General features: G+C 61.0%; 20 protein-coding genes and 1 pseudogene. 11 read left to right on the forward strand and 10 right to left on the reverse strand.

What is annotated here, in order from left to right; translation table 11 throughout:
• Positions 1-251: 251 nt before the first annotated feature.
• Both HV675_RS22615 and HV675_RS22620 read right to left on the reverse strand, forming a co-directional pair.
• Positions 252-1211 carry a helix-turn-helix domain-containing protein gene (locus HV675_RS22615; protein ID WP_246270479.1) on the reverse strand — a complete coding sequence of 320 codons (960 nt, stop codon included), beginning with the start codon at positions 1209-1211 and terminating at the stop codon, positions 252-254.
• Between the two features lie 153 nt (positions 1212-1364).
• Positions 1365-1742 (reverse strand): GFA family protein, encoded by a 378-nt coding sequence (locus HV675_RS22620; protein WP_175113364.1) that lies wholly within the window; start codon positions 1740-1742, stop codon positions 1365-1367.
• 819 nt (positions 1743-2561) lie between these two features.
• Between HV675_RS22620 and HV675_RS22625 the strand changes: the two are divergent.
• Positions 2562-3731: pseudogene (locus HV675_RS22625) on the forward strand (glycosyltransferase family 4 protein); the annotation flags it as partial.
• Positions 3732-3925: 194 nt separating this feature from the next.
• On the opposite strand, the gene cls reads toward HV675_RS22625, so the two are convergent.
• Entirely contained in the window at positions 3926-5197 is a 1272-nt protein-coding gene (gene cls / locus HV675_RS22630; RefSeq protein ID WP_175113368.1) for a cardiolipin synthase, read from the reverse strand.
• Between the two features lie 313 nt (positions 5198-5510).
• Here cls and HV675_RS22635 point away from each other — a divergent pair, with 313 nt between their 5' ends.
• The 3 genes from HV675_RS22635 to infA all read left to right on the forward strand — a co-directional run bounded on the left by HV675_RS22635 (position 5511) and on the right by infA (position 6511).
• Positions 5511-5714 (forward strand): cold-shock protein, encoded by a 204-nt coding sequence (locus HV675_RS22635; RefSeq protein ID WP_010109085.1) that lies wholly within the window; start codon positions 5511-5513, stop codon positions 5712-5714.
• 146 nt (positions 5715-5860) lie between these two features.
• Positions 5861-6076 carry a hypothetical protein gene (locus tag HV675_RS22640; RefSeq protein ID WP_175113361.1) on the forward strand — a complete coding sequence of 72 codons (216 nt, stop codon included), beginning with the start codon at positions 5861-5863 and terminating at the stop codon, positions 6074-6076.
• Positions 6077-6244: 168 nt separating this feature from the next.
• A complete protein-coding gene (gene infA / locus HV675_RS22645) occupies positions 6245-6511 on the forward strand; it encodes a translation initiation factor IF-1 (RefSeq protein ID WP_175113370.1) in 267 nt (88 codons plus the stop codon).
• Positions 6512-6837: 326 nt separating this feature from the next.
• On the opposite strand, the gene HV675_RS22650 is transcribed toward infA, so the two are convergent.
• The 5 genes from HV675_RS22650 to HV675_RS22670 form a co-directional block, all read right to left on the reverse strand.
• Positions 6838-7713 carry a PhzF family phenazine biosynthesis protein gene (locus HV675_RS22650; RefSeq protein ID WP_175113372.1) on the reverse strand — a complete coding sequence of 292 codons (876 nt, stop codon included), beginning with the start codon at positions 7711-7713 and terminating at the stop codon, positions 6838-6840.
• A gap of 57 nt (positions 7714-7770) precedes the next feature.
• A complete protein-coding gene (locus tag HV675_RS22655; RefSeq protein ID WP_175113468.1) occupies positions 7771-8241 on the reverse strand; it encodes a YaiI/YqxD family protein in 471 nt (156 codons plus the stop codon).
• A gap of 144 nt (positions 8242-8385) precedes the next feature.
• A complete protein-coding gene (locus tag HV675_RS22660) occupies positions 8386-8865 on the reverse strand; it encodes a VOC family protein (RefSeq protein ID WP_175113374.1) in 480 nt (159 codons plus the stop codon).
• A 321-nt stretch (positions 8866-9186) separates the two neighbouring features.
• The gene (locus tag HV675_RS22665; RefSeq protein ID WP_175113375.1) at positions 9187-9834 is read right to left on the reverse strand and encodes a cysteine hydrolase family protein; all 648 of its coding nucleotides are present in this window, start codon (positions 9832-9834) and stop codon (positions 9187-9189) included.
• A gap of 151 nt (positions 9835-9985) precedes the next feature.
• On the reverse strand, positions 9986-11083 hold the full coding sequence (locus HV675_RS22670) for a zinc-binding dehydrogenase (protein ID WP_217478219.1): 1098 nt from the start codon (positions 11081-11083) through the stop codon (positions 9986-9988).
• A 131-nt stretch (positions 11084-11214) separates the two neighbouring features.
• Between HV675_RS22670 and HV675_RS22675 the strand changes: the two genes are divergently transcribed.
• The 4 genes from HV675_RS22675 (at position 11215) to HV675_RS22690 (ending at position 18180) form a co-directional block, all read left to right on the forward strand.
• On the forward strand, positions 11215-12162 hold the full coding sequence (locus tag HV675_RS22675; RefSeq protein WP_175113471.1) for a LysR family transcriptional regulator: 948 nt from the start codon (positions 11215-11217) through the stop codon (positions 12160-12162).
• 210 nt (positions 12163-12372) lie between these two features.
• On the forward strand, positions 12373-13566 hold the full coding sequence (locus HV675_RS22680; RefSeq protein ID WP_377700737.1) for an efflux RND transporter periplasmic adaptor subunit: 1194 nt from the start codon (positions 12373-12375) through the stop codon (positions 13564-13566).
• 11 nt (positions 13567-13577) lie between these two features.
• The gene (locus HV675_RS22685; protein ID WP_175113474.1) at positions 13578-16757 is read left to right on the forward strand and encodes an efflux RND transporter permease subunit; all 3180 of its coding nucleotides are present in this window, start codon (positions 13578-13580) and stop codon (positions 16755-16757) included.
• On the forward strand, positions 16750-18180 hold the full coding sequence (locus HV675_RS22690; RefSeq protein ID WP_175113377.1) for an efflux transporter outer membrane subunit: 1431 nt from the start codon (positions 16750-16752) through the stop codon (positions 18178-18180). The genes HV675_RS22685 and HV675_RS22690 overlap by 8 nt, the downstream gene beginning before the upstream one ends.
• Before the next feature lie 174 nt (positions 18181-18354).
• On the opposite strand, the gene HV675_RS22695 is transcribed toward HV675_RS22690, so the two are convergent.
• Positions 18355-19254 (reverse strand): LysR family transcriptional regulator, encoded by a 900-nt coding sequence (locus tag HV675_RS22695; protein ID WP_175113378.1) that lies wholly within the window; start codon positions 19252-19254, stop codon positions 18355-18357.
• Positions 19255-19383: 129 nt separating this feature from the next.
• Here HV675_RS22695 and HV675_RS22700 point away from each other — a divergent pair, with 129 nt between their 5' ends.
• From HV675_RS22700 to HV675_RS22710, 3 genes are all read left to right on the forward strand, one after another.
• Entirely contained in the window at positions 19384-20130 is a 747-nt protein-coding gene (locus tag HV675_RS22700; protein WP_175113379.1) for an SDR family NAD(P)-dependent oxidoreductase, read from the forward strand.
• A gap of 234 nt (positions 20131-20364) precedes the next feature.
• Positions 20365-20577, forward strand: a complete 213-nt coding sequence (locus HV675_RS22705; protein ID WP_175113381.1) for a hypothetical protein — start codon at positions 20365-20367, stop codon at positions 20575-20577.
• A 35-nt stretch (positions 20578-20612) separates the two neighbouring features.
• Positions 20613-22190, forward strand: coding sequence for a phytoene desaturase family protein (locus HV675_RS22710; protein WP_175113383.1), 1578 nt, complete (start codon positions 20613-20615; stop codon positions 22188-22190).
• A 103-nt stretch (positions 22191-22293) separates the two neighbouring features.
• Here the strand turns inward: HV675_RS22710 and HV675_RS22715 are convergent, their stop codons facing one another.
• The gene (locus HV675_RS22715) at positions 22294-22779 is read right to left on the reverse strand and encodes an RNA polymerase sigma factor (RefSeq protein ID WP_175113385.1); all 486 of its coding nucleotides are present in this window, start codon (positions 22777-22779) and stop codon (positions 22294-22296) included.
• Between the last annotated feature and the right edge of the window lie 88 nt (positions 22780-22867).

The raw sequence follows: 22867 nt of genomic DNA on the forward strand, positions 1-22867 counted from the left end.
TGCTGTAATGCTGGCCCGGATCGGCCCCACAGGCGCCGAGGACCAGCAGAAGCGAGAGCGCGCCGCCGAGCCCGAGCGCGCGCAGAACGCGCGAGGCGTGCCGCGGCTCGTCCGGTGTAGCGTCAACCGGCGCAGACGCCGGTACATAAGCAGGATGTCCGATGTGAGTCATGTGTTTCGTAGCTGAACGACTGAACGCCGGCAGAGGTAATCCGCCGGATGAGCCACCTGTGGGGGAGGTCAATGACCGGTCAGGATGCAGCCTGGGCCTGGCGATTCTGTAAGCGATATTCGGTTGGCGAAACGAGCAGCCGTTTGCGGAAAATCTTCGCTAACCGGTCGCCGTTGGCCATGCCGTTGCGCCGTGCGATCTTGTCGACTGGCAGGTCGGTTTCGATCAGCAGGCGGCACACCATGTCGAGGCGTGCACGTAACAGATATTCGGACGGCGTAATGCCGATTTCATCTTTAAAGCGACGCAGATAGTTGCGCTCGCTCATCGCCGCGACCTGCGCGGCATCGGCCACCGAGATGGGCCGTTCGCAGTTGTCCTTGAGCCAGCGCGCGGACGCACGGACCTTGTCCTGCACACTGGTCGCGCCTGCTTCGGCCAGCATCAGGGCGAGCTTGGCGCCGGCGCCCGGCAGCAGCCGTTCGCCGACTTCGCGCGCGATGTCATGGCCGAGGTCGCACTTGACGAGCATCAACGCGCTCGCCATCGACGAAAAGCACTCTTCATCGCTGTCGGCTTCGCCGACGCCGCCGAAGCCGGACCGGTCGAATTCGCCCATCAGGCCCGACGAAGCGATGGCCGGGCGCGTCATCGACGTGCCGCGCAGCGGACCGTCGGCGTAGCCGAAGCGCATCCGGCCCAGCAACGTTTCTTCGAGCGCCGCATATTGCGGGCCCTTGCCGCCGCCGATGAACAGCGCGTCGAAGTTCTGGTACTGGCGCGCATCGAAGCGCTCGGTCCAGAGATGCACCGACGATGAGCACGCCACGCTGCCGCCGGTGGACGACAACATCTTGATCGTGTAGATCCAGTTCACCGCGCTTCCCGCGACGGCCAGCTGGTTCGCCTTGTTGAATACCTCGGCGATGATGCTGGCGCGCAGCAGCGAAAAACCTTCGAACAGGACGATACCGATCTGGCGTGCGGGACCCCGCGTCGCCGTCCACGAGTCGAGGCTATGGGCAGAGATCGTTTCCACTTCGTTTACGAGGCGGCGAACGATGCGGTCTGACTGGTCAAGGTGTGCAACATACGGCATTTGTTTCCTCAGAAACGTTGCCCCGAAATGTCGTCAGTTTTTTATTGTTGATTGTGCTGCCTGATACATGGCGAATTCGCCGCGGCACTCAACTTATTGATTAAGTGCCTTTGATTGTTCCTTGCTCGCGCTGCCGTAGGGCGCGGGTGTCAACTGCGCAGGATCGATGTCGTCAATACAACGCGCGTTGACGGCGACCATTTCCGCGCCATCGGGCATCTCGCTGTAAAAGTACGTCTCGACGCCGCAGACCGGGCAGACCTGGTGCTTGATCGCCCGCTTGTTGAACAGGTAGGCCTGGGCGCCGTCGCCGACAGCCAATTGAAAGCGCTCCGGCGGCGCGAACCAGAATATCCGGCCGCGCTTCCTGCAGTCCGAGCAGTTGCACGAGATCGTATGGTCCAGATCGAGATCTATGGTGAAGCGTACGGCGCCACAGTCGCAGCCGCCCGCGTAGTGTTGCCATGCCATTTCTCTCTCTCCCTCATTCGCGCAAACGCTCCCCAGGTCATAGGCGGTGCGGTGGCCGGCGGATGTCGCCGCAACCTCGGCCTCGACGCTTCTACAAAACAAAACAGGGCGCCGCCCATCTTGCGGCGCGCATTGCATGCTGCTATGTCGACCTCGTGGCCGCGTTATGCAAGGCGGTGCGTGCTCGCCGCATAAGGCTTCTAAGCCATAAGGAGTATCGGGAATAACTAATTGCACACGCAACAACACGCGAATTTACGCAATCAATTCCGAACCAAAATTTGCCACACCGAAGCCTCGCATGCCGTTCCAAATAAAAAAATCGATAATAAATCGTTAATATTTGCGTAGGAAATATTCAAAAATTTAACTTTCCCATATAGTTGCCATACTTTAGATTGAGCAACGTTACGTTGATGTGTCAATGAGTCACGTCGACGGCGAGGCCGCTTGCCGCATGTCGCGCCAACGGCTTCCTGTCAGCTTGCGATCGACGGCTGCAGACGGTCATCCCCGTGCTCAGGGCGGCGTGCCGAACAACTTGAGGTGAACGACTGCGCATGGATAAGGGCATTCCGAGGAAGGTGTTAGTCAGCGGGCGGACTGATGACGCTTACATTCTTGTCCAGCGATTCTTGACAACACTGCGCAACTTGCGTGCCTGCTCGCCGTGCCGCGACTGTCCAGCTTGCTGACGACGCCTTCGATGGCGGTCGCCGCGCTGGTGACCGGACTCGGCATACCCAATTCGGAGAAGGGTGCATGAGCGATGGGCGCATCGACACGGCCGCCTGGCGCGTGTCGCCGGGGCGCGGTGCGCGCGCGGCCATTCGCGCTGGCAAGACGGTGCGCGTCGCGATCGTTCACGACTGGCTCGTGACCTATGCGGGCGCCGAACGCGTGCTCGAGCAGATCGTCGCGTGCTTTCCGGACGCGGACCTGTTCGCGCTCGTCGATTTTCTCGAGGACCGTTCTTTCATTCGCGGCAAACCGGTGAAGACGACCTTTATCCAAAAGTTGCCACGCGCGCGTACGAAATACCGGGCCTATCTGCCGCTGATGCCGTTCGCGATCGAGCAGTTCGATCTGTCTGCCTACGACGTCGTGATCTCGAGCAGCATCGCAGTCGCGAAGGGCGTGCTGACCGGGCCGGACCAGGTGCACATCAGCTATGTGCATTCGCCGATCCGCGCCGCGTGGGACCTGCAGCACCCGCATCTGAACGAATCGAGGCGCAAGAGCGGACTCAAGTCCGCATTCGCGCGGCTCGTGCTGCACTATCTCCGTACCTGGGATATTCCCACCGTCAACTCGGTCGACTCATTCGTCGCCAACTCGACATCGACTGCGCGGCGCATCTGGAAGGCGTATCAGCGCGACGCGGCCGTTATTTTTCCGCCAGTCGATGTCGAAGGCTTCGCGCTGCATACGGAGAAAGACGATTTCTATCTGGCCGCATCGCGGCTTGTGCCGGAGCAGAAGCTCGACCTGATCGTCGACGCGTTTGCGAAGATGCCCGGGCGGCGTCTTGTTGTGATTGGCGACGGCCCGGAGCTGCGCAAGGTGCGCGCGAAGGCGACGCCGAACGTCGAGCTGATGGGGGACCAGCGCTTCCCGGTGCTGCTCGACCGGATGCGGCGCGCGAAGGCGTTCGTATTTGCCGCCCATGAGGACTTCGGCAGTTCCGTGGTCGAAGCGCAGGCGTGCGGCACGCCGGTCATCGCGTTCGGCAAGGGCGGTGCGCTCGAGACGGTACGCGATCTGTCCGATGCGCGCCCGAGCGGAATAGTATTCGGCGAGCAGACGGTGGAAGCGATTATGGCAGCCGTTGAAGATTTTGCCGCGCATGCGCAGTGCTTTACGCCCGCCGATTGCCGCGCGAATGCCGAGCGTTTCTCGGCTGCGCTGTTTCGCACGCGTTTCTTCGCACACGTGCGCGCGAGGGTTCCGGCGCTGCGAGATTCGACGCTGCCGCCGGTCGGAACGCCGCTGGCGGATGCGGCGGCGGCCTCGAAGTCCACATTGGGCTCCTGACCGGAAACCGGTGAACGTGAATTCGCCGTGTCATTCGTTTTTATTCGATCGTTATTCTTTATTTTTTATCTGCGCGGTATTCAGATACCGCTCGGCCGGCAATCCGGAATTCGATAACCCGAAGCGGAAATTGTCCGTTCGCTCGAACGTCAGAGTTGCGAATCGAGCAGCGCGACAGCGTGTTCAAGCAGTTTTTCGACGAGCGGACGGCGGCGCCAGTCGTCAAGCGTAATGCGTTTCGCGTTGCCAACGTCGCCGTCGAAAATCGCTGTCTGCCGGCGCGCAAAGTCGCGGTCGTAGATGTTGAGGTTGGCCTCGTCGTTGAGCTTGAACGAGCGGTTGTCGAAGTTCGTCGAGCCGACCGACACCAGATACTCGTCTACGATCATCAGCTTGCAGTGAAACATGGTCGGCTGATACTCGTGCATCTCGACACCCGCCGCGAGCAGGTCGCCCCAGCACGCCCGCGACGCCTCCCGCACCGTGTGGGTGTCGATGCGCTTGCCGGGCGTGATGACGCGCACCTTGACGCCGCGCTTCGCGGCCTCGACGAGCGCGTTGATGGTCAGCTTGTCCGGCACGAAGTACGCGCTCGACAAATGGATGGATTGCGTCGCGGCGGTGACCGCCATCAGGTACATCAGCTGCATGTCGTCGCTGCCGCCTGAAGGCGAGCTGCTGAACATGTGCGCAAAGCCGTCGCCCGCGGCGTCGATTTCCGGAAAGTATGGCGCGCCGTGCAGCACATTTCCGGTCGCCTTGACCCAGTTGTCCATGAAGACCGCCTGCATGTGCCCGACCACGGGGCCTTCGACGCGAAAATGCATGTCGCGCCAATGCTTCTCGTCCTGCGCGTGCCCGGTCCATTCGTCGGCGATGCCCACGCCGCCTGTGAAGCCGATATGTCCGTCGATCACGAGCAGCTTGCGGTGCGTGCGGTCATTCATGCGGCCGAGACCCGTCCAGTGCGGCTTGTGATACTGGATGACTTCCGCGCCGGCGTCGCGCAGCATCTTCAGATAGCGCTTGTCCATCTTCGACGAGCCGACCCAGTCGAGCAGCACATGCACCGCGATACCCGCACGCGCCTTTTCGGACAGCGCCCGCGCGATGTCTTCGCCGACCGTGCCGGACCAGTAAATGAAGGTTTCGAAGGTGATCGTATGCTGTGCCGAGCGGATGCCGTCCAGCATCGACGGAAAGATCTCGTCGCCGTTCACGAGCGCGTCGAAGCGGTTGCCCCCGATGACCGGCGGCCCGAGCAGCAGCCCCATCGAGCGGGTGAACTGCGGATTGCCGCTTCCATACAGCCGTTCGATCTTGTGCTCGATCTTCTTTTCGCCGCTCGTCAGGTTCGCGATGACCAGCACGATGACGAGCGTTACCACGACCGTCAGGATAATCAGAGCAATCGTCGGCATGCGCGCGGGCCTCGCGTAGCGGACATACATCCGGATACGATAGTGTACGGGTGTTCAGGACGGCGGACGGATTAAAGCCTGTTTCGGCGCTGTGCCGGCAGCCAGCCTTGCCGGGACGGGCCTTGCTCAACCGAAATAGCTTGACTGGACTGTGGGCAACGCGTACTGTGGACAGTTGAAGTCTTCAAGAAGCGCGATTGCTCATCATTGTCCGTCCCCCGCGGTATTCGTTGTCCTCTCCCTCCTTGATGCTTTTTTTCTCGCACCCGCATCCGGGCGCGAACACTCAACCGTTTTAAAAAAGGGAATTCTCATGGATACCGGTACCGTCAAGTGGTTCAACGACAGCAAAGGTTTTGGTTTCATCACGCCTGACAAGGGCGGCGACGACCTGTTCGCTCACTTCTCCGAAATTCGCGGCGATGGTTTCAAGACCCTCGCGGAAAATCAAAAAGTCAGCTACGAAACGAAGCGCGGCCCCAAGGGCCTGCAAGCATCGAACATCACGCCGCTGTAAGCCGTGTTAGCGTCGGGTCCCGTTCGCGGGACCCGACGCTGTACCGTGCAGCACTTGCCTCGGTTGCGCTCCCCGTTGGTCCGCCGTTGGTTCAGTTGGTTCTCCGGTGGGTCCATCGCGGTGGCTGTTTCGCTTCCGGACGTCCGGTGCTCATCTACGCGAACGTCCAGTCACACGATCCATCTATCGCGTTTTTCACGCGCGCGATGCACAAGGAGGCCGCCATGGCCAAGGGTCAATTGCGCAGCAACAAGGAAGCGAAGAAACCCAAGCAGGCGAAGGCAAAGCCGACTCCCGGCGTAGCCTTGAACTGGGCGTCACCGAAGGCGCCGCTACCTGCCAAATCGGGCGAAAAGAAGTAAACCCCCGAGACCTGATAGCGAACCGGGCGAATTGCCCGAATCGTGCAGACGACGCGCGCGTCACTTTTTTGTCGCGCGTTCGACATTGGGTCGTGATGCCAGCCTAACCCTTGCAGAGATCGGCATCCCGGTTTCTGGCGAGGTCAATCATTTTGTGGAGGAACCGGTTTGGCAAAAGAAGAATTGCTGGAATTAGACGGCGTTGTGGACGAGGTGCTGCCGGACAGCCGTTACCGCGTCACTTTGGAAAACGGCGCAGTCGTCGGTGCGTACGCATCGGGCCGCATGCGCAAGAACCATATTCGCATTCTCGCGGGCGACCGCGTCACGCTGGAGTTGTCGGTCTACGATTTGACGAAAGGCCGCATCAACTTCCGGCACAAGGACGAGCGCGCACCGGCGCGTCCTGCCCGAAATGGATTTACCCGCCGCTGACCTGCAGGAAAAGGGATCCGGCCGAGCGGCCAGATTCCCGATTGTGGGTTTCCGATAGCGGGTTCCCGATAGCGGGATGAGTTTTCCACAGCGGGCAAGCATCAACACGACGTATATGGACCACGAATCATCGCTCCGGGCCAACGACGCAACTGTCGGTGCGCCTCGCGCGAGGGTCCGTTGCCTGTGCACGGGCCGATGCCCGAAAGCCAGGTAAAGGGGCGAAAACTGCGGGGGCGAAAACTGCGGGGGCGAAAACTGCGGGGGCGAAAACTGCGGGAGCGAAAACTGCGGGAGCGAACTGCGGGCGCGAGCCGCGTGGCCCGTTAGAGCCTCAGCGAGCCCTCGGCGCAAGTGACGCAGGAACCGCCGACGCGTACATTCCCGCTCGCATCCACGTTCACCTTGATTCGTCCATCCCTACCGACACGGCGTCCCTGCGTCGCCACATAGTTTCCGCCGCCAACTGGCATCAGCCCGCGTTCCCACTGGAACGCCGCGATGCTGCCATTGCCGCTTCCACAGACGGGATCTTCGTCCACGCCGGATGACGGTGCGAAGCTACGCACCTCGATCGCCGCATCCGCGCGCTCGTGAGTACCGAAGACGGTCAGCCCCGTGACGCCGAGCCGGCGCTCGAAGGCCGCCAACCTCGCGAGGTCCGGCCGCAGATCGAGTACGGACGCCGCATCGTTCATCTGCGCGATGACCCAGATGACGCCGACATTCACGATGGCGGGCGCGGTCTTGATGTCGACTTTGCAGCCGAGAATGAGCTCGAGATCCGCAATATCCGCCGCGTGCAGCGGTTCGATTCTGGCGGGAGGGAGCCTGAAGGCCAGTTGTCGCTCGCCGCTGTGCTCTTCGATGGTCAACTCAACGAGGCCGACGCCGCATTGTTGAATCAATTGCCCGCCGGGCCGAGCCGTTACACGACCTGCTTCCAGAATGGCATGAGCACTGCCGAGTGTCGGATGCCCGGCAAAGGGGATCTCATTGCGTGGAGTGAAGATCCGCAACCCGTAGTCAGCCTCGTCTACAGTCGGCGGAAGGACGAATGTCGTTTCGGATAGATTGGTCCAGCGCGCGATGGCTTGCATTTCGTCCGTGGATAGACCCTGTGCGTCGAGCACCACGGCTACTGGATTGCCCAGAAGCGGTCGCGAGGTAAATACGTCAACCACTTTATATGATCGGTTCATACGCTTATCCACCTTGGATGGATGGGTTTCATACGTGCGTCGCGCTACCGCTTGCCGCTATTCATTCGTCTCGCGACGCGCCGTGCCGTGACGTGCGAGGAATCGATCGAGCTGGCCGGCAAAGGCCTTGCTGTCGCGCGTACTGAACGGGGCCGGTCCGCCGGTATCGATGCCTGCACTGCGCAGCTGATCCGATACGTCGCGCATGGTCAGGCGTTCCTGAATGTTTTCGCGGGTGAACCAGTTTCCGCGCGGATCGAGCGCATGTGCGGCTTTATCGAGTACCGCGGCGGCGAGCGGTATGTCTGCGGTAATCACCAGGTCGCCGGAGGTGACCAGTTCGACGATACGGGCATCGGCTGCGTCGAAACCGGCCGGCACCTGAATGGATTTGATAAAGGGGGACGGCGGCGTACGCAAATACTGGTTCGCAACCAGTGTCACCGTCATTCTGGTACGTTGCGCAGCCCGAAATAACATGTCTTTGATGACAGCGGGACAAGCGTCGGCATCGACGAACACTTGCATGAAGGCCATTCCGGTTCGTTAAAAGCCGATCATATCTCAAGGGCGGCGACGGTGTTCCGGTGCGGCGGAAGAGCGATGTCCGCAGTGCGTTGACCGATGCCGACGGCGCGGCAGATCACCTGTGCACCGGCCCGATTGCGAATATCAGCCCCGCCGAGCCGCCTCGATCGAAGCTATGTCGATTTTTCCCATTTCCATCATGGCATCGAACGCGCGCTTTGCGGCCGCCCGATCAGGATCGGCGATCGCTTCCATCAGGACGCGTGGCGTGATCTGCCAGGACAGTCCCCATTTGTCCTTGCACCAGCCGCACGCGCTTTCCTCGCCTCCGTTTCCGACAATCGCGTTCCACAAGCGGTCCGTTTCAGCCTGGTCATCCGTTGCGACCTGGAACGAAAAGGACTCGTTGTGCCTGAATTCCGGGCCTCCATTCAGGCCGAGGCAAGGGATGCCCATCACGGTGAACTCGACCGTCAGGACATCGCCGTGCTTGCCCGCAGGGTAGTCGCCTGGCGCGCGAAGGACAGCGCCCACGGCGCTGTCCGGGAAAGTGGCCGCGTAGAACTGCGCGGCGTCCAGCGCGGCGCCGTTGTACCAGAGACAAATCGTGTTCTTGCTGACCATCCTGGTTCTCCTGAATGTGGACAGATGCGCACATGCGTGCGCGTGTCCGGCGCGACGAGTCGCCACAAGCGCGACGAATCGCGACAATCGCGACAATCGCGACGAGCCCCCGTGAGTTGCGGGGACCGGAGGCCACGGGCGGCCAGACGTTACTCCGGCTGCTATGTCCGCGCCACTGTGTCGGGCGATCTTCCGACCCTACGCTGGCGAGTGACGCGTACCTTCACACCTGCGTGCAGGCACCCGTGGTTCGACGATTGTGCCTCATCGGCGCCCGCGTGACACGGTCTGCGACGCGCGTCGCGATGTGCCCGCACCGCGCTATTTCAGCGCGGCGACGACCTCATCGGTGGTCAACACCGCGTGCGCGAGGAACTGGTAGTTGACGAGGGCGGCCTGGTAGCCGTCTCCCCATGCCGGATGGCGCGGTCCCGCAGTCGCATCCTTGACGACCGCCACCTCGAAGCCCTGTTCGAGCAATTCGCGCAGATGAGATTCGACGCATATATTGGCCAGCATGCCGCCAAGGACGATCTTGTCCATACCCCGTTTGCGCAATTGCAAAACGAGGTCGTTGGTCTGCGGTCCCCATACCTTGTGCGGACTCGTCACAACCGTCTTGCCGTCTTCGATGTAGGGCTTGAACCGGTTCAGCCAGTCCGCTCCCGAACCGTCGAATCCATCGAGATTCAACGGCCCCTTTCTCGCGAAGCTGCGGGTCTCTACTTCGCCCTGCTCGAGCGGGCCGTTGAGTTTCCACGTGTAGTCGGTTGGATAGAAGTAGTGCGGCGAGATAAAGACTTCGTAGTGCTTCGCCTTCGCCGCCTTGAAGATGCGCTCCATGTTGTCGACCGTGCGATTCTCCGTCACGCTGGCCCCCACGGCGTCCCAGTTCACACCATGCTCGCTCAGCACATCGTTTTGAGGGTCGATGAATACGACTGCGGTGTCGCTGTTGCTCAGTTCCATGTCTACCTCCCGGTCAGGATGAAGCTTGGGTCAACCCGCTCTCGCAGGAAACCTAACCTATCAGGGGGACGCGCGGCACGTCTTCCGTGCCATTGGACTAATTTGCAGAATCGCACGGTCGATGTCGGCGGCATCGGTCGGGAAAGCAGTACTAGAAAGAGGTCAGCAAAACTGCGCCGTTCTTTCCTGCCTGTTTCGAATGCCTAACCGCTCGGGCCACGTCGGTCAGTTCATACGATGCGGCCACACGGAACAGCGCCGGCTCGTGTTGCGCGAGCGAGATTGCGGTGCGTAGGTCCTGATCGCGAATGTCGTTCGGCAAGTTTGCCCATCGGCCGATTGAGACACCATGAATGCGCAGATTGCGCACCGAAAACGATAGTGCCGTGGCGCGCAGCGGTTCGGCCGTCAGATCGCCATACGAAATGAACGTACCGCCGCTGTCCAGCATGACGAGCAGGTTGCTGGCGAGTTCTCCGCCGACGCAATCCAGCACGGCTCGAATCGGCCTGCCTTTGGCCGCGTCCCGAACACGATCTTGCCATCCGGGCTCGGCGGTGGAGATGACCGGCATGCCGCTTGGGCTCGTGTTCAGTTCCTTGACGCTCTCGTTGCTGCGGACCAGGCCGATCACGGCGAGGCCGCGCTCTCGCGCAAGCGCGGTCACAAACCGCGCAACGCTCGAAGCAGCGGCCGTGACCACAGCCACGCCCGCGTCATCCGTTGTCAGGCCGGCCGCTTCGGCGGCTCTTACCAGCATCGCCGCCGTCAACGGATTGACGTGCAGTTGCGCCGCGATATCGTCGGGCACATCGGCCGGTACAGGCGTCACAAAAGAGGCCGGCACGACGACCCGCTCACCCCAGGCCCAGCGGCCGGGGAAGAATGCCACCCGCAGGCCGACAGAAAGGCCTGCGGAGGGCTCGACGGCACTGCCGATCTCCTCGATGATTCCCATACCCTCAAAGCCGGGCCGATTGCCCTGCGGCGCGACGTTGGCGGTATCGCCGGGCGCGCGGTAGCGGCCTTCGACTCCGAGCAGATCGCCCGGATGGACCGGCCGGCTCATGACCCGGATCAGCACTTCGTTCGCCGCGGGAGCGGCGAGATCGGGCACGTCGGCAACTTCGAGTACGTCGGCGGGTTCGCCATAGCTTCGGTAAAGAATGGTACGCATGCGGTCGCTCCTGCCAGGGCACCTCGACAGACTCGATGCCGTCAGGCGCCAGGATAGTGATTGCTGATTCATCGGAAAATGGCTGCGCCATCGCGGGGACCTCAGCGCCCTCGTCGAAGGTCGATTCGGCCCCTGGTTACGATATCGACTTTGCCAGGTGCCGCAAATAGAATCGCTTGCAAACCATCATTGCAGGATTGACGATGTCGAGAATGCCGGACTTTGAAGGGTTGGCAATGTTCGCCAAGGTGGCCGAGGAACGATCGTTTGCCGCGGCAGCGCGAGCGATGGGCCTATCCGTCGCGACGGTTTCGCGCGGCGTGAGTCGATTGGAAGCGCGCCTGGGTGCGCGGCTATTGAACCGTACATCGCGGCAATTAGCGCTCACGGAGTTCGGTCTCACGGTTGCTGAAAGCGCAAGCCGGATCTATCGGGACGCGGAGGATACCGAGGGCGCGGCGCGAGACCTGTCCGGGCAACCGCGCGGTCTCGTCCGGTTAGCCATTCCAATGTCCTACGGGCTGCGCTGGGTCGCACCGATCTTGCCGGATTTCTTTCGGGCCTATCCCGAGGTGTCGATCGATCTTCATCTTTCAGACGCGACGGTCGATCTGGTCGGAGAAGGTTTCGATGCGGCGCTCAGGATCGCGGTATTGCCTGATTCGTCACTGGTCGCCCGGCGAATATGCGCCGCGTCCCCGTTCATTGTTGCCGCACCGAGCTATTTGCAACGGCGTGGCCGGCCCGCGCATCCCCACGACCTGATGCAGCATGATTGTCTTGGCTACGCGTATCGTGCGCGTCGCGACGTCTGGCGGTTCAGCAATGATGCGGGCGAGGAGCAGGCCATCATACCCACCGGGCCGCTGCGCGCCACCAATGCGGACGCCCTCGTCCCGACCGTGCTTGCTGGCCTCGCCATCGCCGAACTGCCGGAATTCATCGCCGCGGAATATCTGCGGGACGGGCGGATGGAGGCCATCCTCACCGATTGGACGTTGCCCAGGGGCAGCCTTTACTTCGTGACGCCTTCGGCGCGCACGCGTCCGGCCAAGGTCGATGCGTTGGCCGATTTTCTGGTTGAACGCCTTTGCGCGCCCGAATGGAGCTGGCCGCTAGCGCCTACGGTATCCCCATCAAAATCCCTTTGACTGTATCCGCAAGCGTCATGTCATGGTCTACGCGACCTCGTCTCCGGAGCGACATGACGCGCAGGACAATCCGATGAATTCCCGGGCCTCCTGAGCGCAGGCCATTCATGGTCCATAGCGATTCGTTTTTCATGGCTCTTCCTGGTTGATGCGAGACGGCTAACTATTGCATCTCCATCGCTGGCGTTGTCACGCAGGGAGAGTTCGGCCATGAGAAGTTCTGCGAGTCTTCGTGTATCCCGTCTTCTGGCCGGAGGTGTTCTCGCGCTGTCGATGCTCGTCGCCGGCTGGCAGCATGAATGCCGGGCGGCGACCGGCGCGCCTGCGGCGAAAGTCGATGTTGCTTCAGCGGTCTCGAGACGAGTGACGCTATGGGATGAGTTCAACGGGCGCATCCGCGCGATCGAATCGGTTGAAATCCGGCCGCGGATTAGCGGTTACATACAGCGCATCGCCTATAAGGAAGGGGAGGAAGTGCGCCGCGGCGATCTCCTCTTCGTGATCGACCAACGGCCGTATCGCGCCGCGCTAAACAGCGCGGCCGCCCGACTGGATCGCGCGCGCGCCACTGCCTCGCTGGCGCGCGCCCAGGACGTGCGCGCGCAGACCTTGCTGCAGGCCAGCGCCACATCCAGAGAAGAGGCGGAAACGCGCCATGCCAATGCTTTGCAGGGCGAAGCCGATGTGCGCGACGCCGAAGCAGCCGTAGCCGTTGCGAAGCTCAATCTCGAGTTTACCGAGGTGCGCGCGCCGATTGACGGGCGGGTGAGCCGGGCCATGCTGACCGTCGGCAATCTGGCGGTGGCCGATCAAACCTTGCTGACTTCAGTGGTGTCGCAAGACCCGGTCTACGTTTATTTCGACCCTGACGAACACAGCTACCTGCGCTACAACACGCAGGCACGCCAGCGCAAAGGCAGCGCGGCCGCGCTCAATGTGCGTGTCGGTCTTGCCGACGAGACCAATTTCTCACACGAAGGCACGGTCGATTTTATCGACAATCAGGTGAATCCGACGACCGGCACGATTCAGGCGCGCGCCCGGCTAAGCAACGCTGATCGCGCATTCACACCCGGTCTGTACGCGCGCGTGCAATTCGCGGGCGGACATGAAACCGACGTGATCCTGATCAACGACAAAGCGGTGTTGACGGACCAGAGCCGTCAGTACGTTTACGTGCTCGGACGCGACAACAAGGCGCTGCGCAAGGACGTTGAACTCGGGGGCATGAGCGACGGGCTGCGCGTCGTCCAGGCAGGCCTCGTCGCGGGAGATAAAGTGGTCGTCGCGGGTATGCAGCGGATCTTCTTCCCCGGCGCTCCGGTCACGCCGACGGAAGTGCCGATGAGCGCGTCGACCGGGAACGTGTCCGGTTCCGGCACTGAAGCGAAGGCCGCAAAATGAAAAAGCCCTCGATGGATTTCTCGAAGTTCTTCATCGATCGGCCGATCTTTGCGATCGTGCTGTCGATCGTCATCTTTGCCGTCGGCCTGATCGCGATGCCGCTGCTTCCGGTCAGCGAGTACCCGGAAGTGGTGCCGCCGAGTGTGGTGGTGCGCGCAACCTATCCGGGCGCCAATCCGAAGGAAATCGCCGAGTCGGTGGCGACGCCTTTGGAAGAGGCGATCAATGGTGTCGAAGGCATCATGTACATGAAGTCGGTTGCCAGCTCCGACGGCGGCCTTCGAGTGGTCGTCACGTTTGCCCCTGACGTCGATCCCGATGTCGCCGCGGTGCGCGTGCAGAATCGCGTCAGTCAGGCGCTGACGCGGCTGCCGGAAGCGGTGCGTCAATTCGGCGTGAGTACGCAAAAGCAGTCTGCCACGCCGCTCATGTATGTGGGTCTGTCTTCACCGGACAATCGCTATGACTCGATGTATCTGCGGAACTACCTGACCTTGCATGTCAAGGATGAACTGTCGCGTCTGAAAGGGATTGGGGATGTCGCGCTATACGGCTCGGGCGACTACGCGATGCGTATCTGGCTCGATCCGGACAAACTCGCGTCGCGCGGCCTGACCGCCACCGACGTGATCAACGCGGTGCGAGAACAGAACGTGCAGGTCTCGGCCGGGCAACTCGGCGCGGAGCCGTCGCCGAAGACCACCGACCTGCTGGTGTCGATCAATGTGCGCGGCCGTCTGCGCAGCGTGCAGGAATTCAGCGGCATTGTGCTCAAGAGCGGGACCGACGGCCAGGTCGTGCGTCTTGCCGACGTAGCCAGGGTCGAGCTGGGTGCCGGCGACTACACGATGCGTGTGTTTGAAGACAAGCAGAACGCGAGCATGGCCGGCATCTTTCTTTCACCCGGCGCCAACGAGCTGGAAGTGGCCGATGCGGTTTACGGCAAGCTGGACGAACTCTCCAGAAACTTCCCTCCCGGCATCGCATACCGCGCGGTATGGGACCCGACCGTGTTCGTGCGCGACTCGATCCGCGCGGTGGAGCACACGCTGATCGAGGCGGTCGTGCTGGTGGTGCTGGTGGTGATTCTGTTTCTGCAGACCTGGCGTGCTTCTCTTATTCCATTGATCTCGGTGCCGGTCTCCGTGATCGGCACGTTTGCTTTTCTGTACCTGCTAGGTTACTCGGTCAATACATTGACGCTGTTCGGTCTCGTGCTGGCCATCGGCATCGTGGTGGATGATGCGATTGTGGTGGTCGAAAATGTCGAGCGTTATATCGGGCGAGGCTTGAGCCCGCGCGACGCCGCGCATCATGCGATGCGTGAGGTGTCGGGTCCGATCATAGCGATCGCGCTCGTGCTGTGTGCGGTGTTTGTGCCGATGGCGTTTCTGACCGGCGTGACGGGCCAGTTCTACAAGCAGTTCGCGGTGACGATTGCGATTTCGACGGTGATCTCGGCAATCAACTCATTGACCTTGTCGCCCGCGCTGGCTGCGAAATTGCTCACGGCGCACGACGCGCCCAAGGATGCCCTCGCGCGTGCCATCGAACGTGGCTTCGGTTGGCTGTTCCGTCCATTCAACCGCTTTTTCCAGCGCGGTGCGGAGAATTATCAGGGTACCGTAGCGCGCAGCTTCAGCCGGCGCGGCCTGGTGTTGGCAGTCTATGCAGGTCTGCTGGCGGCGACTGCTTTGCTGTTCCATACGGTGCCGGGCGGTTTCATTCCGACACAAGACAAGCTTTATCTTTTCGGCGGTGCGAAGTTGCCCGAAGGCGCGTCGCTCGGCCGTACCGACGCGGTGACGCGCCAGGTGGGGGAAATTGCGCGCAGCGTCGACGGTGTCGATGTCGTGGCTGCCTACGCGGGCTTCAATGCTTTGCAATGGGTGAACACGCCCAACACGACGGCGAGCTATATCATCCTCAAGCCGTTCGACCAGCGCCGCCGCAGCGCGGCGGAGATCAACGACGAACTCAACGCGAAGTTCGCTGAGGTCAAGGACGGCTTTGCCTTTGCGTTGCTGCCGCCGCCTATCCAGGGTCTGGGCAACGGCTCCGGTTATTCGCTCTACCTGGAAGATCGCGCGGGACTCGGTTATGGCGCCTTGCAGGATGCGCTAAATGCGTTCCAGGCCGAGATCGCAAAAACGCCTGGCATGACCTATCCAGTCAGCGCCTACCAGGCCAACATCCCGCAACTCGAAGTGCAGGTCGATCGTGTCAAAGCCAAGGCGCAGGGCGTTGCGTTGACCGATCTGTTCGACACGATGCAAACATATCTGGGTTCGGTCTATATCAACGACTTCAATATGTTCGGGCGCGTGTATCGCGTCATGGCGCAAGCCGATACCTCGTTTCGCCAGCAAACGGCGGACATCGGCAAACTGCGCACCCGTAACGCGAGCGGCGAGATGGTGCCGATCGGCGCAATGGTGACAGTCGTGCCGAGCTTCGGCCCCGATCCGGTGATTCGCTACAACGGTTATCCGGCCGCCGATGTCATTGGCGATTCGGATCCGAAGGTGCTCTCGTCGGCGCAGGTGATCACCCGGCTGACGGAGATCGCTGACCGAGTGCTGCCCCCCGGCATCAAACTCGAATGGACCGATCTCAGTTATCAGCAGGTGACCCAAAGTCATGCGGCCGCGGTGGTGTTCCCGGTGGCCGTGATACTCGTCTTCCTCGTACTGGCCGCGCTGTACGAGAGCTGGATATTGCCGCTGGCCGTCATCCTGATTGTGCCGGTATGCATGTGCTCGGCGCTGCTCGGCGTGTGGCTTAGCGGCGGCGACAACAACGTGTTCGTGCAGGTCGGCCTGGTCGTGCTGATGGGCCTCGCGTGCAAGAACGCGATTCTGATCGTCGAATTTGCTCGTGAGCTGGAGATTCAGGGAAAAGGCACCGTCGATGCCGCGCTCGAAGCGTGCCGCCTTCGCCTGCGCCCGATCGTCATGACTTCGATCGCCTTTATCGCAGGTTCAGTGCCATTGTTGCTGGGACACGGCGCCGGCAGCGAGGTGCGCCACGCCACAGGCATCACGGTGTTCGCCGGTATGCTCGGCGTGACGCTGTTCGGCCTGTTCCTGACCCCGGTGTTCTATGTGATGCTGCGCAAACTGGCCACGCGCTACGATAAAAGAATGCCGGTGCCGCAAGAGCAGCGCAGACCGGAGTTCGAATATGAATAAGCGCGGACTCCTGACGGCCGTGCTGATCGCGAGCGCACTTTCCGCATGCGCGGTCGGCCCGGACTTTCAACAGCCGGCTATGTCGGCACGAATGCCCGAGCATTTCGTACGTGCTGAATCGAGCACGGGCAGTGGCGCTCCGGCTGAGCCGGCGGGAGATACCGAGTTCTGGCGCAGTTTTAACGATCCGCAACTGAGTGCGCTGGTCGAGCGCGCGCTCGCGACAAACAACGATTTGCGCGTGGCCCTCGCTCATTACGACAGCGACAATGCGTTGCTGCGCGAGGCGAAGTTCGACCGCTACCCCACGGTCACCGCTAGCGGCGAGGTTGGCCACCAACGCGTGAGTCAGGACCAGGCCTTCGGTTTCCCGCGCAGCGCCGACGTCTACAGCTTGAGCGCCAATGCGAGCTGGGAGTTCGATCTTTGGGGCAGGGTACGTCGCAACATCGAAGCGCAACGCGCGGAGACGGCGGCCGCATCCAGCGACCTGCAGGCACTGCAGATCAGCGTCGCCGGCGAGGTCGCGAACGTCTACGTTCATCTGCGCGGCGCGCAGGAGCGGCTGCGCATAGCCCGCGACAATGCCGGCAACCAGCGCGAAACGCTGCGTATCGTCAACGCCCGTTTGGACGCCGGCCGCGATGCCGATTTCGATACCTCGCGAGCGCAAGCTCAATTCGAAGCTACGGCGTCGCGCGTGCCGGCATTGGAGGCGCAGATCGCGGTGGACGAACACCGGCTTGCCGTGCTGACCGGGCGTACGCCGGGCGAACTGATCGCCGCGCTCGATACGCCAGGGCCATTGCCTGCGCGGCCGTCCCGAATCGATCCGGACACGCCTGGCAACCTGCTGCGCCGCCGCCCCGATGTCGCCGCGGCGGAGCAGCGTCTGCATGCGGCGACCGCACGCGTCGGTGTAGCGACAGCCGATTTATTTCCTCGCCTGACGCTGGAGGGCATGATCGGCAGTTTTGCCTTTGGCGGGATGTTCAATGTCGGGAGTGAAACTAACCTGGTCGCGCTGGGCATCGACTGGTCGTTTCTCGATGTCGGCCGGGTGCGGGCGCGCATCGCGGCGAGCAATGCGGATGCGTCGGGTTTGCTTGCGCAATACCAGCAGACGGTCCTGCTAGCGCTCGAAGATACGGAAAATGCCTTGGTGCGCTATTCGAACACACGCAGGGAAGACGAATACCTCGAACATGCGGCCACCAGTAGTACGCGGGCCGCGCAACTGGCAAGAACGCAATTTCAGGCCGGCACGATCGGGCTTTACGAAGTGCTCGACGCGCAACGCGTCCAGCTCCAGGCGCAGGACGCCTTTGCGGAAGTTCGCACGCGTAGCGCGGCAACCGCGATTGCGCTGTACAAGGCGCTGGCCGGCGGTTGGCCGCAACATATGCCGGTGCAGGAAGAATAACGTTCGTCGCAGGTCGGGTGGGCATCGCGTTTCATTCAGGCGGTTCGAATGGGAATTGGCCTGCCTGTTAACACAGCGGCTGATTTGGCCAACCCTGAAGTGCCAGCCATTCCACTTCAGAACGGCGCGGATGCCAGGCCGGCCTCAGGCTGGAGACGATGCTATAAGCCGTCGCTATTGCATCCCGGCTATGTACTCGCTGAACCAGTCGATAAAGACGCGAACCCGCCGATTGGCGTTGCGGTTCAGCGGATAGACCGCGTGGAACTCGTAAAGGTCGCGGCGCCAGTCGGTGAGGACAGGGATCAGTTCACCCGTCTGCAGGTACGGCTGGGCCGTATACGTGAATGTCTGGATGATGCCGATGCCCGCGACGCCTGCGGCGCAGTGAGCATTGCTTTCGTTGATGCTGATGGCGGATGCGCCGCTCAGGCTGATCTTTTCCGAGTTCCTGATGAACTCCGCCGGCAATATGCGGCCGGTCTGAGCCGAGCGGTAAGCGACAAAGCGGTGCCCCTTGAGCAACTCGTTGGGATGCCGGGGTATCCCGAACTGCTCGAGATAAGACGGCGCGGCGCAGGTGACCCAGGATACTTGCCCGACCAGCTTGGCGACCATGGAGTTTTCAGTAATCGGACCGCCGCGTATAACGCAGTCGATGTTCTCCCCAATGATGTCGAGGGACCGGTCGGTGACCCCCAGGTCGACTGCGATCTCCGGATAGCGCGCGAGGAAGGCAGGCAGTCCGGGAACCAGCACCATTCGCGCGAACGATCCGCCTGTGTCCACCCGGATGCGGCCGCGTGGAATGTGGGCGCCTGCGGCGAAACTGGTGTCGATATCTTGCAGCTCGCGTATGAGGGGTTCGGTACGGTCGTAGTACGCGAGACCGTCCGCGGTGATGGACAGCTTGCGTGTGGTCCTGTGCAGAAGCCGTACGCCAAGATGACTTTCCAGGTCGGCGATCAGCTTGCTTACCGTCGCTTTGGGCATGTCGAGCGAGTCGGCTGCCCGGGTAAATGAACTGGTTTCGACAACACGTGCAAACACCTGAATTGCGAGTAACTGATTCATTCCTGGTTGTGCCTTCAAGACTGTCCATTGTTGTAGACAGTCTAAACATAATTAGCCGTTTTTCTCTATGACTGATCTGCATACACTCAGATCCGCTGTCCGATCGGCGGACATAGACAGGAGGTCACGATGGATCGGGTATTTCAAGGAAAAGTCGCAATCGTCACCGGTGGTTCGCGTGGTATCGGTGCGGCAGTGGCTAAGGAGCTCGCCGAGCAGGGCGCTAACGTGGCGATCACGTATAGTCGGCAAGCCGATAAGGCAGCGCAGGTTGTTGCCGAGATGCAGGCAAAGGGTGTGAAGGCGCGTGCCTATCAGGCCGACCAGGCGGATGCCGGCGCCGTCACCGAAATGATGGAGTCTGTTGCGAAAGAATTCGGCGGCCTGGATATTCTGGTCAACAACGCTGGCGTGTTCGCCATAGGCACCATTCAGGACACCGTCGACATTCGTGCATTCGAACATCAACTGGCCGTGAACGTCAATGGCGTGCTGACAGCTATCCGCGTTGCCTCGCGCCTGATGAAAGAGGGCGGTCGAATAATCTCGATGTCCTCAGGTGTTACGACGCATGTCGGTGCACCCGGGATGGCCGACTACACGTCGTCAAAGGCGGCTGTGGAGGGATTCAGCAAAGGGGCCGCGCGTGATCTGGGAAAGAAGGGTATCACCGTCAACGTTGTCAGCCTGGGCGCCGTGAATACCGATATGAACCCGGAAAACGGTCCTTTCTCTGACTGGCTGAAGTCGACTAACGCCTTTGGCCGCTTTGGCCGCCCTGAAGAAATCGCAGCGGCCGTCGCGTTTCTCGCGAGCCCGCGAGCGAGCTTCATTACCGGCTCGGTGTTCGCGGTCGATGGCGGATTCGGCGCGTGAGCGAGATGAGCATCGTTTAATGAGCATGTCCTGGCGAATGCGCGAGCGCTACGCCAGGGCCGCCCTCGCGGAAAGTTGACGTCCACGTTATAGCCAACCCCTGCAGGCGGCAGCGGCCCATACGGGCTGTTTTTCAGGGGCGCATAAGGGCCTTCAAATTTTCTCAATTGAATAGCACGTCTCTCGCATGACGGGCGCGGCTGGACGATGATTCAAGGGTTAAGACGATTCGAAATGAAAGCGCAGATCAAACATACCTATGTGTCGATCGCGGGAGCATGGCATGGCGGCTGGGTATGGCAGGACGTCATGCCGGGATTGCGCAGGTCGGGGCACGCGGTGACGGCACCGACGCTCACCGGACTAGGAGAGCGTCGGCACGACGGCGATGGAAATACGGGTTTGACGACGCACATAGATGACGTCTTATTGCACATCGAGCTTTAAGCGGGTGGTCAGATTCTGAAACGGAGAGCATCGACATGCAACGGTATGATGCGGTGGTCATCGGCGGTGGTCACAACGGACTCGCCGCCGCACTTCATCTGCTGACGCAAGGCTGGCGCGTCGCGATCGTCGAGGCAAAGGACCGCTTTGGCGGCGCGGTTAAGACTGGCGAACTGACGGCGCCTGGTTTTCGCCATGACGTGGCAGCGATGAATCTCTCGATGTTCGCTGGTTCCCCATTCCTCGCCCGGCACCGGGAAATATTGACGGCCAATGGGCTTGCGTTCGTGGCTGCTCCCCGGTGCTTCGCCACGGTCTTCCCGGACGACACTTTCCTCGGTGTGGACGCCGATCCCGACAGCACCGTCGGCGGGATCGAAAGACTGTGCGCGCGCGATGCTCAGGCGTGGACGGACATGCTCCACATCTTTAAACGTGATGCACCCTTCATCTTCGCGCTTCTTAACAACCGGATGCCTTCGATAAAAACGGCCCGAATTATTTTTGGGGCGGTGCGAAGGCACGGCCTATCGTGGCTTGACGACCTTATGCGCCTGCTGGTTGCATCGCCACGCGATTTTCTCGACGCTCACTTCGAACACCATAAAGTCAAAACGATGATGGCCGCCTGGGGGTTGCATCTGGATTTCTCACCCGAGATCGCAGGGGGAGCTCTTTTCCCCTATCTCGAGAGCATGGCGAGTCAGGCATTTGGCATGGTTATCGGGCAGGGCGGCGCCGACACGATCATTATGGCGATGGTTGGCGCGATTCGTGAAAAAGGAGGAATGCTGATCTCCGGATCGCCAGTCGTCAACATCGAGATCGACAACGGCAGGGCCACAGGAGTCGTTCTGGCGGATGGTCGCATGCTTCACGCGTCGCGGGCCGTTGTGGCTAATGTTCACCCGAAGATTCTTGCTGAAAGACTGCTGCCTCGTCATCCGAAGTTTGCGGGCTTTGTCCGCCGCATGTCGCGCTTGCGTGCAGGACCGGGCACGATGATGATTCATCTCGCGATGCATGATCTGCCTGACTGGAAGGCGGGGGCACACGTCCGGGAATATGCGTACGTGCACGTGGCACCCAATCTGGCAATGATGTCACGCGTCTACGCAGAGGCGGGCGACGGCATGCTGCCGGAACTGCCGGTGCTTGTCGTTGGCCAGCCAACGACTATTGATCCGTCTCGCGCGCCGGCCGGCAAGCACGTACTTTGGATTCAGGTACGAACGCTTCCAGCGCAAATCAAAGGCGATGCTGCAGGCATCATCAGCACGCGGGATTGGGATCAAGCCAAAGAGCAATACGCCGACCGGGTTCTGGATATCCTTGAGCAATACGCTCCTGGCACGCGCGCAAAGATTATTCAGCGATGTGTTTTCTCGCCGGTCGACCTGGAGCGTGAGAATGCCAATCTCATCGGTGGGGATAGTCTGTCGGGAAGCCATCATCTGGACCAGTCCTTTTTTCTTCGTCCGGCGGCCGGATATTCGCGCTATGCGACCCCGGCAAAAGGTTTGTACATGTGTGGCGCTTCCACCTGGCCCGGCGCGGGAACCGGCGCCGCATCCGGCTTCATGCTTGCGCAGCATCTGGCTGCTGTTCGGTGAGTCGTGCCGCGCTTTGAACCAGGCGATCCGGCAATGTTCGAGCGCAGTCGATCGCCGTGAAACGCGGCCGGCAGCGTTCCAGAAGCAACGGCATGGTAAATATCTAATGCGCGGAAAGCACAATTCTTCCGATTGCAATACGCGCGCTCGCAATCAACTCCAAAACAGTGTTGACCGGCACATTGAGTATCGACGATGCCTGCTCATAGTCGAGGCCCATGCCAGCGGTAAGCAGCATCGCCACTCGTTCCCTGTCTGACAGAATGAGCAATTGACGCAACGCGGCGTCCGAAAGTTCACTCTCCTCAGAGTCGACAATATTCGGTTGATGAAAAAGCCCTTCTTTTAAGGACTGTTCTTTGCGGAACGAATGTTTATCGCTCATGCCAGTCCAGCATTGGTAAAGCGCGGAAAGCGCACGCATCAGCGATTGCTGTTCATCGTGGAACCGTCCACCGCTGTGTCGAAGTGCGATTTCGACTAAAAACTCTGCATCATTTTCGTCACCGGTCAGACAGTACGAAAATCTCCACAGATGCTCTAACAGCGAAGCACCTGCTTCGCTTGCACTCTGAACCGTAGATCGCATTTTGATAAGGTTCCTGGCCGCAGCGTTCTCTTTTTTATGTCACGCTAACTTGTTCGACGAACAACAGCAGGCTCAGAAATTTTCGCCC

The organism is Paraburkholderia solisilvae (assembly GCF_902859875.1).
Taxonomy (GTDB): Bacteria; Pseudomonadota; Gammaproteobacteria; order Burkholderiales; family Burkholderiaceae; genus Paraburkholderia; species Paraburkholderia solisilvae.